Consider the following 14151-nt stretch of genomic DNA (forward strand, 5'->3'; position numbering starts at 1 on the left):
GTGCCGTGCCGTGCCGTGCCGATGCGGCGTCCCGCCGCCTCGGCCCCCGTTGCCCTTCGTCTCCTTGCTCGCGATGAACCTCGTATCGATTCAGGCGCCCGCCGCCGTCGTGATGATCCGGCCGCACCGCTTTCTCCCCAACCCGCAAACCGCCGCCGACAATGCGTTTCAACGCGACGCCGCGGCATGCGGCGCGCACGACGCGCACGCGTTGTCGGACGCGGCCCGCGACGAAGTCACCGCCGCGGCGCAGACGCTGTCGGAGACCGGCGTGCGCGTGCACGTGTTCGACGACCTCGGCGAGCGCGGCACGCCCGACGCGGTGTTCCCGAACAACTGGTTCTCGACGCATCCGGGCGGCCACGTCGCGCTCTATCCGATGTACAGCCCGAACCGCCGCCGCGAGCGGCGCGGCGACGTGATCGAGATGCTCAAGCGCGAATACCGCGTGCAGGACGTGATCGACTATTCCGGCCTCGAATACGACGACGTGTTCCTCGAAGGCACCGGCGCGATGGTGCTCGACCACGTCGCGCGAATCGCGTATGCGGCGCGCTCGCGCCGCGCCGATCCGGTCGCGCTCGAGCGGTTCTGCACGCACTTCAACTTCGAGCCGGTGTGCTTCGACACGGCCGACGCAGACGGCAGGCCGATCTATCACACCAACGTGATGATGAGCGTCGCGACCGAATTCGCGCTGATCGGCCTCGACCTGATCGCCGATCCGCGGCGGCGGGACGAGGTCCATCGCCGCCTGGCCGAAACCGGCCGCGCGGTGATCGCGCTCGATCGCGCGCAGATCGCGAACTTCGCCGGCAATGCGCTCGAGCTGTCGGCGCGCGACGGCCGGGTACTGGCGCTGTCGCGGCGCGCGTTCGACTGCCTCACGCCGCACCAGCGCAAGCGGATCGAGCGCTCGGCGCGCCTCGTGCCGCTCGACGTGCCGACGATCGAGATGGCGGGCGGCTCGGTGCGCTGCATGCTCGCCGGCATCCACCTCGCGCGGCGCCAGGGCTGACGCACCGCGGGCCGTGTGGCGCGCGCACCGCTGGCCGGGTCAGCCGGCCTGTTCGGCCAGCGCGTCGATCAGCGCCGTCGCGCACTGCACCGCCAGCGCCGCGCTGCGCGCCGGGTCGACGCTCGCGCCGGTTGCCAGCATGCCTTGCACCATACTGCACAGCAGCTCCTTGGCCAGATCGGCAATGTCGTTGTCTCGCTCGGTCATGATGTGCCTCCTGCGGTTCGTTTCACCGCGACGATTCATCCGCTCCGCTCCGGCGGCCGCCGCCCCTGCCGATCCGGCAAGGCCCGCCGCCGTCACGGCCCCTTCATTCGTACGACGATCTGCGCTTGCGTGTCGCGCTCGATTCGCGCGAGCGCCGCGCGCATCGCGTCGAAATCCTCCGGCGTGCAGACCTGCCGGTCGAAGCGCGCGTCCAGCCGCCGCGTGATCTGCACGACGTGCGCGGCGGAATCGTAAACATAGCGCGACGCGAAATCGAAGAAGCGATCGCGCGCCGACGCGTCGGCCGGCATATCGGTGACGACGGCGGTGTCCGGCAACGCGATCTGTGCGGTCTCGCGAAACGCGCCGCCGATGCACACCCACGGCTGCGTGCGCGCCGGCTCCGCGAGCCAGCCCTGCACCTGCGTGGCGATGCCGCCCGCGAGGCTCGACAGCGCGGGCAGCGCGGTCGTCCCGTCCGGCCATACGAAGTGATCGAGCGTGCCCGTCATCGTGACGGAAAACGGCCCGCCCGTCGCGTCGCGGTCGCTGCTCTCCCACCGCGCGACGCCGCGCAGGCCGCTTTGCCGCAAGCGGTCGGCGACGATCTGCTGCGCGCGTTCGCGCGGCGCACGCCGGAACAGGTTGCGCTCCAGCTCGGCAGTCCAGCCGGCATCCTCGACATAGGACTGAAAGCGCGCGGCGCCGGTCTGCGCGGCGTCGATCTGCAGATGCGCGACGCGTTCGCGCGCCTGCACGGGCGGCGTGCGGGCAAGCACGCCCTCGTCCACCCGCAGCGCCGGCCGGTCCATCACGATCGGCGGCAGGTCGCCGAATGCGATGCCCGCCGTCGTGGTGTCGGCATACAGATCGAGATCGGGCATCCAGGTGATCGCGTGGTTGATCGCGCTGACCCCGTAGCCGGGCACCGCGGGCAGCGTATAGACGGAACCGAGGTTGAGCAGCACCGGTTCGCTGCGAATCCCCGCCGCCGCGAGCAACGCGCCGAACAGCGCCACGTGATCCTTGCAGTCGCCGTAGCGGTTGCGCAGGATGTCCGTGACACGATGAGGCGCGGCCGCCGTTTCGCCGAGAAACAGCGCGACGTAGCGCACGTTCGCCTGCACCCAGTCGTAGAGCGCGCGCGCCTTGTCGCGCGGCTGCGGCGCGTTCGCAGTCAGCGCCTGCGCGAGCTGCACGATTGCGGGGTCGGTCGCGCCGGGGTCGACCGCCGACGCGCGGTAGCGTGCGGCGAACGACGCGAAATCCGGGACGGTCGTGACCATCAGCCGGTCGCCGTAGGTCGCATAGCCAACCGCGCCGTTCTCGATGCGCTGATAGGGGCCGTGGCGGTAGTCGAACTCATAGCGGGTGCGGCCGTTCTCCGTGACCGGCTCGCGCGCGACGTAGCCGCGCGCATCCGCATAAAGCGGCATGTCGGTAGGCAAGTCGAAGATCAGGCGCTGGCTGTCGACCGGCTCGCGCGACGGTTCGACGTAGTACGCGAAATAGCCGGGATTGAGCGGCCGGATGCGTGCCTTGCGGAACGCGATGCGCGTGCGCGATCCCGCCTCGACGCCCGGGAACACCACCGTGCGGAGCACGCCGTCCTGAAACGTCGGCGCGCCCGCGGAGCGCGGCTCCTGCACGTCGCGGATCGCTTCCGGCCCGACCGGGTGCGCGACGCCGTCGCGATCGATCGTCTCGGCCGCCAGCAGTTCGACCTTCTCGATGTCCTTGTCGAACCACACATAGCGTTGCGCGACCGCGTCGATGCCGCTCGCGGTGTTTGCGCGCAGCGTCGATTCGTCGTGCTCGTCGAGCATGCCGTCGCGCTGGATCACGAACACGTGGACGTCGCTTTCGATCGAGGCGGGCGACGTGTCGTCCGCGTCCGGCGCGTCCGGCGTCGCACTTGCGCGGCACACCGACAGGCAGACGCACGCGAAGCCAAGCAACCGGACGAAAGAGCGCATCGCGTCGAACCTCGCGGCAGGCATGCCAATGGAGTGGCGGCACCGCGCCGCACTGGCGATCAGACTACGCCTATTGCGTGGCGTCCGCTGCATGCCGTTTGTGGCACGAATTCAGGGCCGGAGTGCTCGCGAAGCGGCGCAATGCGCGGGGAGAATGCGCGACGCAGCGCCTGTTGGCGCGGCGTCGCATTCCATCGCGGCCGGAGACCGGCTCAGCGCCTGTCGATCGAATACTTGCCCGGCCCCGTCACCGCCAGCAGCAGCATGCCGCCGGCGATACTGACGTTCTTGTAGAAGTTGATCATCGCCATGTACTGATCCATCCCGTGCAACGCCCAGTAACGGTGGCCGATCAGCGCGGTGGCGACCGTATAGACGGCGAAGATCAGCGCGAGCGGGCGAGTGTAGAAGCCTGCGAGGATCAGCAAGCCGCCAGCCAGCTCGACCGCCACGGCAATCACCGCCGACAGCGCCGGAATGGGCGCCCCCGTCGACGCCATATACGCAACCGTACCCGAGAAGCCGGCGAGCTTCTGCCAGCCAAACAACACGAACAGCACCATCATCAGCACACGAGCAGACAGCAGCATGCCGTCCTTCTGCGATTCCAGCGAAACGTATCTCATAGCACTCACCCAATAAATGAACGGTTATCCGGCGCGCTCAGGCAACGATGTGCGACATGCCCCTGCGCCGAGCCAAACGAAAACACCCATCGCGCGACGTTCAGATAGTCAGCAAACCTGTCTGCACGCCGTTCGACCCGATGCCGCGATGCTTGCCGAATCCGGCGGATCGAATCTCGCGAAGCAATATCGGTAGTCTACTGACACATACAGATTGATCAACGGCACAAAACGAGATTGGTTGTCACGTTTTGGTTGACGATCAAAAGTCTATCGGGGCATGGGCATCGCGACCGTTCATTTTTTTGCGCTGTTCGAGCTCGCCGCCGCCATCATCTGCGCCCGCTTCGGCGATGGCTTGCGCTCGCGAATCTTAATCAGGAAGCCGAATCTTCCTGAGTTTCGTCGGCGTGATGCCGAAAAGATGCCTGAATTTAATGGTAAAAAGAGATTGAGAGTTGTATCCGCAGCATTCGGCAATGCGGCCTATCGGCTCCATGGTTGTCTGCACCAGATGGAGACCATGCCCCAACCTTACCCTGTCAATGATCGACTTGATGCTCGCTCCCTCCTTTTTCAATCGCCTGCGGAGCGTCGACTCACTTACGGCCATTTGTACCGCAAGCCGCTCGACATTCCAGTCACCTTGAATGTTCTTACTGACGATTTCATGAATCTGGTGACCAAGCCCCGGGGGAGCCGAAATAGAACCCACATCCTCGTATCCCGAAAGATATAGAAGCTGGAGAAGCTCTTCCTTCCTGAAGTCCCACAATTCGCGAGGCGCAAAACTCGACCACTCGATGAATTGCATCAGGGTCTTTTTCAGCGTGAAATCGATTTCCCCCTGAAAATATCGCCTTCTGCCTCTTTTCCCGCTCCGGAATTTATTGAAGTTTCCGTAATCGAAGTCGACCAGAATCGCCAGGTACTCATCGCCCGGAATATTCCTCATGTCTATGTCGGAAGCATTGGGCAGGAACAGGAAGTTTCCAGCCGGGCATCTTATTTCATCCGCCTCGCCCAGCTGTTTGATGCCGGCGAGCACGAAAATCAGCAGCGGCTTCGAAACAGGAGCATTCAGGATCCTTTGCTCCTTGAACGACGAGTACACCGAGAATGGCAGCGCCTTCTCGTCATGCAACATCTTCTTGGCTAGAGACACGAGATCCTGCATTTTTCGAGGCCGGATTTAATTGAAAAATGACCGTGCGCCTTTCCACGAAAAAGCGGAAAGGCGCACGAGGTTCATGCCGCCGTTACACTAGGTGGCTTGAAGAACTCGCCCCTGCGGCTCGAATTCCCCGTTCCTGGCTGCGTCCACGATGTCGGCAACCTCGCGAATGGAGCGGGCCGACATGATGTCCGCCACGGAAAGCGAAACCTTTCGGCTGGACGTAGAACACTCGGCCTGAAGCGCGCTCGCGAACTGCACGATGCCCAGCGATGCAAGGCCACACTCCTCAAGACTCCACTCCGGCTTCGCCTCCATGCCGGTAGTCCGCTGCACGATCCGAAGCACGATGGACATCGTATCTTTCTCCGGATGCGACGTCGCGCCGACCTTTCTCAATGAACTCAACGCAAGGCCGAACCACCTTCTTATCACCCCATCGGCAGGCTGCACGAGCTTCCCGAAGAGCACGACCAGGCCGACGACATAGAAATACTCGTACCATTCCACCGGAACCGGCTGCGGGCTGAACCAGTAGAAGTCCTTTCTATGACTCCACCAGTTCCACCATTCGCCGTTCCTTGTGATCGCATAGTACCACTGACCGACCATCTGATGAAACAGGAAGCACGCGTAGGCGGTTGGCGCCAGCACTTGCGAAACAGGATTAAGCCGCAGGATCCTTGCCGTCATCCCTTGCCCGGTGCTCAACGCAAACACCCAAAGCAAAGTGAACGGAGCGAACAACCTCGAATTGACCTCATCCCAAATTCGGTTGACTATCCCGGGATCGGCGAAATTGTCGGCCGCCTCGGGACGCAGGAAAAACGTTTCGAGAGAAGCTTTATCCAGCGACGGCCCATGAGGAATATACCCTTGCGCGACATGCGCAACACTCACCACGATGATGAGCACCGTAATGGCGTCGGCAATGTAACCCCAGATGTAGGCTCGACGTTGTTCGGAAGGACGAATCGCATCGTACAGAAATGCGGCGCACATGCCCGCCGCGAAGTACACCATCCAGAATGGCGCGAACAGGTAGAAGCCCAGCATGACGGCATTGTCCTTGTCTGCCATCGCTGCCTGCTCGGCGGTCGGGACGATTTTCTCGCCGGTCAGACGATCAAAGAAGCCATAGCCCGTCGCATCCGCTGCGTATCCGTACCAGAATCCGAGCAATATCAGGACGTTGACCCCCAACCCGCCTGCCGTCAGCAGAATCAGCCGCTTCGTATTGCCCCGACTCTTGAGCAGAGCGTTGTACAGAAACGGAAACACCACCAGGCACTGGAAATACATGGAAATGAACCAGAGATAGAATCCCAGGAACCATGAAGCGCTCCAAAGTGGCGTAGCCGACAACCCTGTCAGATATATCGCCAACGTCGACACCAGGTTGGCCATCCACGAACCCTGGAAAATCGGCGTGCCTTCACAAAACAGTCGGCCAACATCACCTGACTGCGAATTCCAATGGAATACGGAAGAAAACGTCGACGGCTGGCAGTTCGGCACAAGATTGATCAGCGCCAGGAATACCGCGAATGCATACAGTGGATATATCGTCGAGATTCTGGCCCAGACAAAGGATGCCTTTCGCGTGATCAGGGACGGCATGAAAACCGTCAGCGAGAATCCCGCCACGACAAAGAAAGCATGTACGTGCCACGGAAATTGCCGCAGGTTCGCGAAGGCTCCCCAGGACTGATCTGAGCCGATGTGCATGAACATCACATAGCAGGCCAGAAGAAATCGAAGTCCGGCGATAGCGGACCAATCGACGTTCGGTTTTCCGTCAACGCCCGTTTCGACCGACGCCGCTTTAGCGCCTGATGCGACAGCAGGGGGCGGCGTTTTTTTCGACGCAGACGCCCCCATGCCGAGAACCTCCGCAAGCCCGTTTCTGATGTACTTCCGACTTGACGTCTTGGGCAGATCCTCGTCCTGGACAAGCTTTATGAAAGCCGGAAGCTTGTGGGGAGCCAATCCCTCTTTGCGCAGAAATTCCCGCACTTCTTTCGTCGCATCCTGGTCGGTGACACGCAACGTGGCGGATGATTTAAGGACCAGCGCGCAACCCACCTCTTCCCCATAAACGTCGGAGGGCACGGGAAAGCACACCGGGGTGCCGACCCACGGGTGCCGAGCCAGGATGTTTTCTATTTCGAACGGAGAAATCTGCTCCCCGCCCCTCTTGATCATCTCCTTTATTCTTCCTCGCAAGGAAAGCGTCCCGTCATGATTCATTTCGCCCAGGTCGCCGGTCAAGAACCAGCGGCGAATCGATCCATCCTCATGGGACTTCAACAGAAAACGCGATTGACGATTGGCTGCCTGATTATTCAGATATCCGGAGAACACCGTCGGGCCGGATAGGGCGACCTCGCCGACGACGCCGAAGGGCAGCGGGCGCAATGTCGCGGAATCGACCACCGCCATGGAAGCCGTCACCGGTACGCCAACCGACCCAGGCTGTTGCAGCCACCCCGTTTCGCTCCTGGGAGGCTGCGAAATCGGCATTTGCTCCGACATGCCGTACGTGGTGACGACTTCACATCCGTACGTGGTCTCGAGTAGCTGGCGGTCCACTTCCTTGAGTTCGGCGGCCCCCGAGCGGATGACGCGGAGATGGTGAGATGGCCAAGTGCCGCTCTGACTCAGATAGGTTTCCGCGTTATCGCGAAGATATCGTGCCGTAGCGTTGTGAATGGTCGGAACGGCGGAATACCAGGTCGGCTTGGGATTCGATCGGCTCAGCGCCTCCACCATCCCTTGCGGGTTGTACAGGCCATCGCACGTGATCGATGCGCCCACGGCCACGCTGCACAGAATCGATGCGCTGATTCCCCCTATATGGTCCAGGGGCATGATGCTGTACGTTACGTCGCTGGCATTGATCCCGATGCCGTCAGCCAGGATCGCAGCATTCCAGACCAAATCGCGTTGACGCAGCGGAACCACTTTCGGTGTCGAGGTGCTGCCGGAAGTGCGAAGCAACAAACAGGGCGAAGCGCGCGGATTGAAAAGAACCGGAGACGTTTCAAATCCCTCGACGGAATCCTTGTATCGATACAGGCCCGGAGCGGTTTCCGCTGAACTGCTGGCGAAATGAATCCGGGCCCGGCCGTTCTTCGAATGGATCTCAAACGCCGACCGGACTCCCGGAGCGGCAACCTCCTCGAACAGTATCATGTGCCGGACATCGAACTGTTCGAGCGCAAGAAGCGTATCGGCTTCGCTCATGCCGGCATTGAACGGGGCGGCGCAAGTCTGGGACGCAATGGATATGAACGCCACGGCTGCGGTTGCATTCCCTCCAGGCGGAGCGACATATGCGACGACCTCGCCGGCCCGCACGCCGAGTCTCCGCAGATCGCCGTCGCCACCCGGTCGAGAGAAGGCCAGCACCTGACCATAGGTCGCGCATGCATTTGCATTCTCCTCCCTGGCGTGGCGAAACAGCGGTGCATCGGCAGGCTGGGCCGCAAGCATCTCGACAATCGTCTCCGGCAGCCCGTCGGTTTCCACGTTTACCGCACTGATCTGAAGATGCCTTGCAACAGCCCGGTGGCTCCGGCTGCTCGATTTCTTCCACTCCCATTCGCCGTGCCTGGAGCCTGGCGCGCTGCCGCTATCCGAATCCCCGTTAAGGCATTGCCGCACCGCTTCGCAGACTTCGCCGTCATGTCGCTGCCGGTTTATTTCATGAGCGCCGCTCAGATAAAAAACATCCGTCGATGGCGAATTCAGCGTGGCGGCAAGCGACTCCGACCATGACTTATATTCGTCTTCGATGCCGATCAGATGAATGATGCGGGATTGCAACGACGTGACCGACGGCGCCTCTCCCAGCCCGGCTCTCGAACGAAGCTCCGGCAACGGGATAGCCGATCCTGCACAGGCGATGACGACGGCGCGAAACGGCAACCCCTCTTGAATGAGTGGCGAAATCAGTCGATTCGATCTGCTCTTCAAAAGAGACAACAGCGAATCATCCTGCAAGAGATTGTTGACAAGGCCGGCAATGACACCCCCTTGACTGAATCCATAGATTCCGTCGAACGGACCTTCCGATTCCAGAACGGACAGCACGTGCTCCACCGCCGCACAAATGGCATCCGCCAGGATTTTTTCGTTTCCCGACGCGCTCTCGCTCAGATTTTCCGGCAGCCAGGAATACCAGGGGCCGGAGACCAACCCCTCCAGCTCCTCCACGCCCGGCCCCGGCCGGCTGGACGTAATCGGCCCGTCGACGTAGCGTATCTCGTAATCAGACTCCGACAATCCTAGATTGTTTATCTGAAGTCTTGTGACATCGCCATTGCTTCCTCTTCCGTGAAGCGCCAATAATTTTGGCTTCGGCACAATTCGCCCTGCTGGCGTGCTCATTTCCATTCCTTTAAATATGCTTTTTATATTGACAAATTGGCATGGAATAGCGGGCGGGCATCCCGTCAGATGCCCGCCCACATGATAAAATACCGTGCCTCTATTACTCGCCGCCGCAGACAGCAGACGTGCAGTCACCCTGCTTTTCTTATATCGTTTTGAGCGATTTTTGATTCAACACACTTGCGCGACCCGACATTTTCATTTTATTTATTGAGCCATCCGCCGCGCCGACACTCATCCGCAGCATTTTCGATATCAGAAAACCACCGGATCATGATTAACATCGCCGCGGGCAGCCCACCCTCCAGCCAATGAAGAATGGGCCGGTTACGTTAACTTGTTGCTCTCCCCGGCATGTACTTATCCACGCAAGCAAGCAAATACGAAACGATTGACGGCTCCATATAAATGAATCCCTCAATCCTTCTTATAGAGAGCCTCGATAGTGCTTGAACCGATCGAATTGGCTCGCACCATATAGCCAGCCAGGGCTCCCGAGGCATTCTTGGGCAGCTCCAGCTTCTTCGAGAGCGCATATACGGTGAACTGGTAACGATGGGCGCCATGCCCCGGAGGCGGACAAGCGCCGCCAAACCCGACTACGCCGTAATCGTTCCGGGTGCTGACGCTTCCCGCCGGAGCCAGATTCTTGCCGGGATCGCCCGCACCCGCGGCCAACGTAGTGACCTCCTTGGGGATATTGATGATCTGCCAATGCCACCAGCCACTTCCGGTAGGCGCGTCGGGATCGTATGCAAACACCGCAAACGCTTCCGTACCTTTGGGGGCGCCAGTCCACGAAAGTTGCGGAGACAGGTTGCCGCCGCTACAGCCAAAGCCTTCGAATTCCTGAGCCTTGACCATGTACTTTCCATTCGATATATCGGTGCTGGTCAATTGAAACGTTTCAGCAAAAACAGATCCGGAAAGGAATACCGATACCGGCAAGGCAAGTTTCAAAAGTTTCCTGTGCATGCTAATCCTCGCTGTTTGAGAAAGTGAAATTCCACCTATGGCGTTGCTGCATAAATCGAATTTGAAGACACGAGCGCTCCCATGAGGGGAGACTCAGGCGATACGGATAAAATGCGGGCGGGCAATCACGGCCGTGCGGTTGAGCGCGCCCGTGTGGATTCCTGCTTCGGTCACCGGGGAGCCGTCCTTGCGTGCCCGCGGGCAATGTCCGGTGGGCACGCGAGCTGGCACGTCAAGCGCTCAAGCGGCGCGCGCCGGTAGCGGCCGTCGGTCTTTTTCCATCCGCGTCGACCGCTCCGGGCAATGGCGTCGAAGACCAGTCGCGCCATGCCGCGCCGGGCGTGGTGTCGGCCCGGGATATCGCCCCCTCGCGCGACGGAATCGACAACCGCACACCACGCCGGACAACGGCCGCATGGCGCGGCTCGCGTCGTACGCGCCATCGCCGCCGACGGTGTCCACAAGCTTCAGCCAAGCGGCCGTGTCCCTGCGTATCTTCCCGGCAAAATTCGGGAATCAACGCCCCCGCATTGCTTGCAGCTCACTGTCCCGATGGTTTCGCGTAAGCGTCAGCCCGCCGTGCAGCGGCGGGACTCATGCAACAACACCGCTGCGAATCATAGGAATTTTATGCAGAACTTATTAGTCGAAAAACAGTCAACTTTTATATGAAAACGGGCATGTGGATCGCACGGGCCGCCGACGAGCCCCCACCTTCCGGCCTGGCCGGCCCGCGGCGTCCCTGTTCGCCCAAGCGCTGCCTCAAGCCGGACGGGAGCGTCAGATTGCCGGAAAACCGGGCTTCCCGAGCCGGTTGGCCGTTGTCCGGTGGCCATGCATGTCCTCAAGGACGTCCAAGACTATTCGACAGCCGAACCATAGTCCCGCCTCGATCAGTTCCCGGATCGGATCGGCAATGCCTCATGTCGCGCTCGCCTTCCTCGATCCAGTCCGGCATCACGTCGAACCGGCACAGCTTGTTTCAGTGGATTATTGAAGCGGCGACAGTGGAGGAGATACCTGGGCCGCGTCCGCACAAATGCCCTGTCGCGCCAAGAGAAATAAATATGCATACCTGATTGATTGCGGCATGCCAGCGCGTGACTGCGTCCATTCGGATGGACGCCAATCTCAAAATCTTGAGATCCGGTCATTGCACGGCGATGCAGCGCAATGACCGGATCATGCCAAATGACCGCATTAAGCGAGCGAAACGTCGGGATTCAAGCTGTAGAGCCCTGTCAGACTGGTTTGAGCCAACACCGGGGTCGAAGCCAGGGCAGCGAGCACGTTCGCGCCGGTCAGCGGGCCTTCGACGGAAAGCGTGGGCGTGGCCAGCGCATAAACCGTGAAAACGTAACGATGTGCCACAGTGTCGTTCCACGGGGGGCAAGGACCGTCGTAGCCGTAGTAATCCCCCTTCATCTGTTCGTCGCCGGAGAACCACCCGGTGTAGTCGTTGATGCCATGACGCAATCCGTTCGGCGCAACAGGGCCAGGCTTGCCGCGCGGCGTTACGCCGCTTGAGTGTTGGCCAGCTTGGATTTCCGTGACCGCGGCCGGAATGTCGAGCAGCAGCCAGTGGAAGAAGTCGACGCGCGGCAGTGTCGCGGAAACTTCCCGGCCTTCCTGGTTCACGTCGTCACCGCGGCTCGGCACGTCCGGGTCGTGACAGACCACGACGAAAGATCGAGTGCCTTCGGGTACGCCGCTCCATGCGAGATGTGGGTTCCGATTCGACGACAGGGCGATATGCGAGTGCGCGTCGGGCACGGCGAACGCGAATTCGCCCGGGATTTCATGGCCGTCTTGAAAACTATTGCTGCTCACTTGCATGGCGAATTTTCCAGGTTTGCATTGAAAGATGGCTAAGGAGGATCGTACGCATCCTTCTTCGCAATTTTAGAAAGCAAAATCACCTGAAATTGTCTTGATTCGATCAATGTTTCTTCGAATTCGCTCAATCGTGAATGAAGGGGGGTCGAGAAACCCGGCGAGATCGCCTGTTACTTTGCGCGGCGCCCGCTCGCGGGCGCCGCCTCCTGCCCCAGTTGCTCCGCCAGAAAATTGATGAAGGTCCGCAACGTGACGAACGCCTCGCGATGCTGCGGAAACACGGCGTTCAGCCGCAACGGCGGCGGCGCGTAGTCTTCGAGAACCGGCACGAGCGCGCCGCTGGCGAGCGCCGGCCCGACGATGAACTGCGGCAGCAGCGCGATGCCCAGCCCGGCGATCGCGGCATCGCGCACGATTTCGCCGTTGTTCGCGAGAAGCGGGCCTTGCACGTCGATCGTGCGGCGCCCGCCGTCGACCCGGAATTCCCAGCCGGCGCGCCCTTCCCGCCCATACGGCAAACACACGTGCGCGAGCAGATCAGACGGCGTCGCCGGCACGCCCCGGTCGCGCCGGTACGCCGGACTGCAACACACCACCATCGGCCACTCGCCGAGGCTGCGCGCGACGAGCGACGAATCTTCCAGCGGGCCGATGCGCAGCGCGACGTCGAACCCCTCGCCGATCAGGTCGACGCGCCGGTCGGTCAGGTCGACATTGAGCCGGACGGCGGGGTGCGCGGCGAGGAACCGCGCGATCAATGGCGACAGATGGGTCACGCCGAACGACATCGGCGCGCTGATCCTCAGCGACCCGTGCAATTCGGTGCGCCTGACCGACATCGCCTGCTCCGCGTCGGCGACCTCCGCGAGAATGCGCTGCGCGCGGGCATAGAAATCGACCCCCGATTCCGTCACGGCGAGCTTGCGCGTATTGCGGTGAAGCAGCCGCACGCCGAGCGACGCTTCGAGCGCCATCGTGCGTCGGCTGACGAATTGCTTCGACAGCATGAGTTGATCTGCTGCTGCGGTGAAGCTGCCCGCATCCACCGTCGCCACGAACATGCGGAGATCGTCGAGTTCCATGATTGTCCACCAAAACGTGACACTGATTATCCGTTCCTTTATTTATTTGTCAAACCGATTGACATAAGCTGACGTCATTGATCGGCCGGCGCCCATTCCGGCGCACCGGCAGTCCACAGGGAAACCATCATGATCGAAGTCAGAGCCGCAAACCAACGGGGCCGCGCCGAGCACGGCTGGCTCAGCTCCCGCCATACCTTCTCGTTCGCCAACTACTACGATCCGGCGCAGGTCGGCTTTTCCGACCTGCTCGTCATCAACGACGACCGGGTCGCGCCCGGCGGCGGGTTCGGCACGCACCCGCACCGGGACATGGAAATCCTGTCGTACGTGCTGGACGGCGCGCTCGAGCACAAGGACTCGATGGGCACGGGCTCGGTGATCGTGCCGGGCGACGTCCAGCTGATGAGCGCGGGCACCGGCGTCGCGCACAGCGAGTACAACCATTCGCGCGCCGAACCGGTCCACTTCCTGCAGATCTGGATCGGGCCGTCCGTGCGGGGCGCGCAGCCGCGCTATCAGCAGGCGGGCATTCCCGCCGCCAGCAAGCGCGGCAAGCTGCAGCTCGTCGTGTCGCCCGACGGCGCGGACGGCTCGCTGGAGATCCGGCAGGACACGCGGGTCTATGCGGGGCTGTTCGACGGCGACGAGCGCGCGCAGGTCGCGTTGCCGCCCGGCCGCTACGCGTACATCCACGTCGCGCGCGGCAGCGTGACCGTCAACGGCGTCGTGCTTGGCGAGGGCGATGGTGCGCGGGTGCGCGAGGAGGAGGCGCTGACGTTCTCGGACGGAAAGCAGGCAGAAGTGCTGCTGTTCGATCTGCGTCCGATCGAAGTGACGGCCGAGTGGGCATGACGCCTGC

10 protein-coding genes are annotated in these 14151 nt (G+C 61.7%); 2 read left to right on the top strand and 8 right to left on the bottom strand.

Going from position 1 to position 14151, the window contains the following annotated elements; translation table 11 throughout:
• Window positions 1–73 precede the first annotated feature (73 nt).
• Complete coding sequence (gene ctlX, locus LIG30_RS08915; protein ID WP_038711413.1) at window positions 74–1018, top strand: citrulline utilization hydrolase CtlX; 945 nt, start codon at window positions 74–76, stop codon at window positions 1016–1018.
• Window positions 1019–1057: 39 nt separating this feature from the next.
• On the opposite strand, the gene LIG30_RS26980 is transcribed toward ctlX, so the two are convergent.
• From LIG30_RS26980 to LIG30_RS08950, 8 genes are all read right to left on the bottom strand, one after another.
• Window positions 1058–1225 carry a hypothetical protein gene (locus tag LIG30_RS26980; protein ID WP_200929657.1) on the bottom strand — a complete coding sequence of 56 codons (168 nt, stop codon included), beginning with the start codon at window positions 1223–1225 and terminating at the stop codon, window positions 1058–1060.
• Between the two features lie 92 nt (window positions 1226–1317).
• Window positions 1318–3201 carry a DUF3857 domain-containing transglutaminase family protein gene (locus LIG30_RS08920; RefSeq protein ID WP_038711480.1) on the bottom strand — a complete coding sequence of 628 codons (1884 nt, stop codon included), beginning with the start codon at window positions 3199–3201 and terminating at the stop codon, window positions 1318–1320.
• A 212-nt stretch (window positions 3202–3413) separates the two neighbouring features.
• Window positions 3414–3827, bottom strand: a complete 414-nt coding sequence (locus LIG30_RS08925; RefSeq protein WP_038711415.1) for a DoxX family protein — start codon at window positions 3825–3827, stop codon at window positions 3414–3416.
• 373 nt (window positions 3828–4200) lie between these two features.
• On the bottom strand, window positions 4201–5004 hold the full coding sequence (locus LIG30_RS08930) for a helix-turn-helix transcriptional regulator (RefSeq protein WP_038711416.1): 804 nt from the start codon (window positions 5002–5004) through the stop codon (window positions 4201–4203).
• An 87-nt stretch (window positions 5005–5091) separates the two neighbouring features.
• Window positions 5092–9393, bottom strand: a complete 4302-nt coding sequence (locus LIG30_RS08935; protein WP_083493968.1) for an AMP-binding protein — start codon at window positions 9391–9393, stop codon at window positions 5092–5094.
• A 420-nt stretch (window positions 9394–9813) separates the two neighbouring features.
• Window positions 9814–10371 (bottom strand): YbhB/YbcL family Raf kinase inhibitor-like protein, encoded by a 558-nt coding sequence (locus LIG30_RS08940; protein ID WP_083493962.1) that lies wholly within the window; start codon window positions 10369–10371, stop codon window positions 9814–9816.
• A gap of 1200 nt (window positions 10372–11571) precedes the next feature.
• Complete coding sequence (locus LIG30_RS08945) at window positions 11572–12207, bottom strand: YbhB/YbcL family Raf kinase inhibitor-like protein (protein ID WP_038711419.1); 636 nt, start codon at window positions 12205–12207, stop codon at window positions 11572–11574.
• A gap of 170 nt (window positions 12208–12377) precedes the next feature.
• Window positions 12378–13289 (bottom strand): LysR family transcriptional regulator, encoded by a 912-nt coding sequence (locus tag LIG30_RS08950; protein ID WP_038711421.1) that lies wholly within the window; start codon window positions 13287–13289, stop codon window positions 12378–12380.
• A gap of 129 nt (window positions 13290–13418) precedes the next feature.
• Here LIG30_RS08950 and LIG30_RS08955 point away from each other — a divergent pair, with 129 nt between their 5' ends.
• Complete coding sequence (locus LIG30_RS08955) at window positions 13419–14144, top strand: pirin family protein (protein WP_038711423.1); 726 nt, start codon at window positions 13419–13421, stop codon at window positions 14142–14144.
• Window positions 14145–14151: the final 7 nt, after the last annotated feature.

Source organism: Burkholderia sp. lig30 (assembly GCF_000687455.2).
GTDB lineage: Bacteria > Pseudomonadota > Gammaproteobacteria > Burkholderiales > Burkholderiaceae > Burkholderia.

Excerpts from the sequence above, each read along its gene's own strand:
- LIG30_RS08945 (WP_038711419.1), bottom strand. The coding sequence starts at position 12,207 with ATGCAAGTGAGCAGCAATAGTTTTCAAGACGGCCATGAAATCCCGGGC.
- ctlX (WP_038711413.1), top strand. The coding sequence starts at position 74 with ATGAACCTCGTATCGATTCAGGCGCCCGCCGCCGTCGTGATGATCCGG.
- LIG30_RS08920 (WP_038711480.1), bottom strand. The coding sequence starts at position 3,201 with ATGCGCTCTTTCGTCCGGTTGCTTGGCTTCGCGTGCGTCTGCCTGTCG.
- LIG30_RS08925 (WP_038711415.1), bottom strand. The coding sequence starts at position 3,827 with ATGAGATACGTTTCGCTGGAATCGCAGAAGGACGGCATGCTGCTGTCT.
- LIG30_RS08935 (WP_083493968.1), bottom strand. The coding sequence starts at position 9,393 with ATGAGCACGCCAGCAGGGCGAATTGTGCCGAAGCCAAAATTATTGGCG.
- LIG30_RS26980 (WP_200929657.1), bottom strand. The coding sequence starts at position 1,225 with ATGACCGAGCGAGACAACGACATTGCCGATCTGGCCAAGGAGCTGCTG.
- LIG30_RS08955 (WP_038711423.1), top strand. The coding sequence starts at position 13,419 with ATGATCGAAGTCAGAGCCGCAAACCAACGGGGCCGCGCCGAGCACGGC.
- LIG30_RS08940 (WP_083493962.1), bottom strand. The coding sequence starts at position 10,371 with ATGCACAGGAAACTTTTGAAACTTGCCTTGCCGGTATCGGTATTCCTT.
- LIG30_RS08950 (WP_038711421.1), bottom strand. The coding sequence starts at position 13,289 with ATGGAACTCGACGATCTCCGCATGTTCGTGGCGACGGTGGATGCGGGC.
- LIG30_RS08930 (WP_038711416.1), bottom strand. The coding sequence starts at position 5,004 with ATGCAGGATCTCGTGTCTCTAGCCAAGAAGATGTTGCATGACGAGAAG.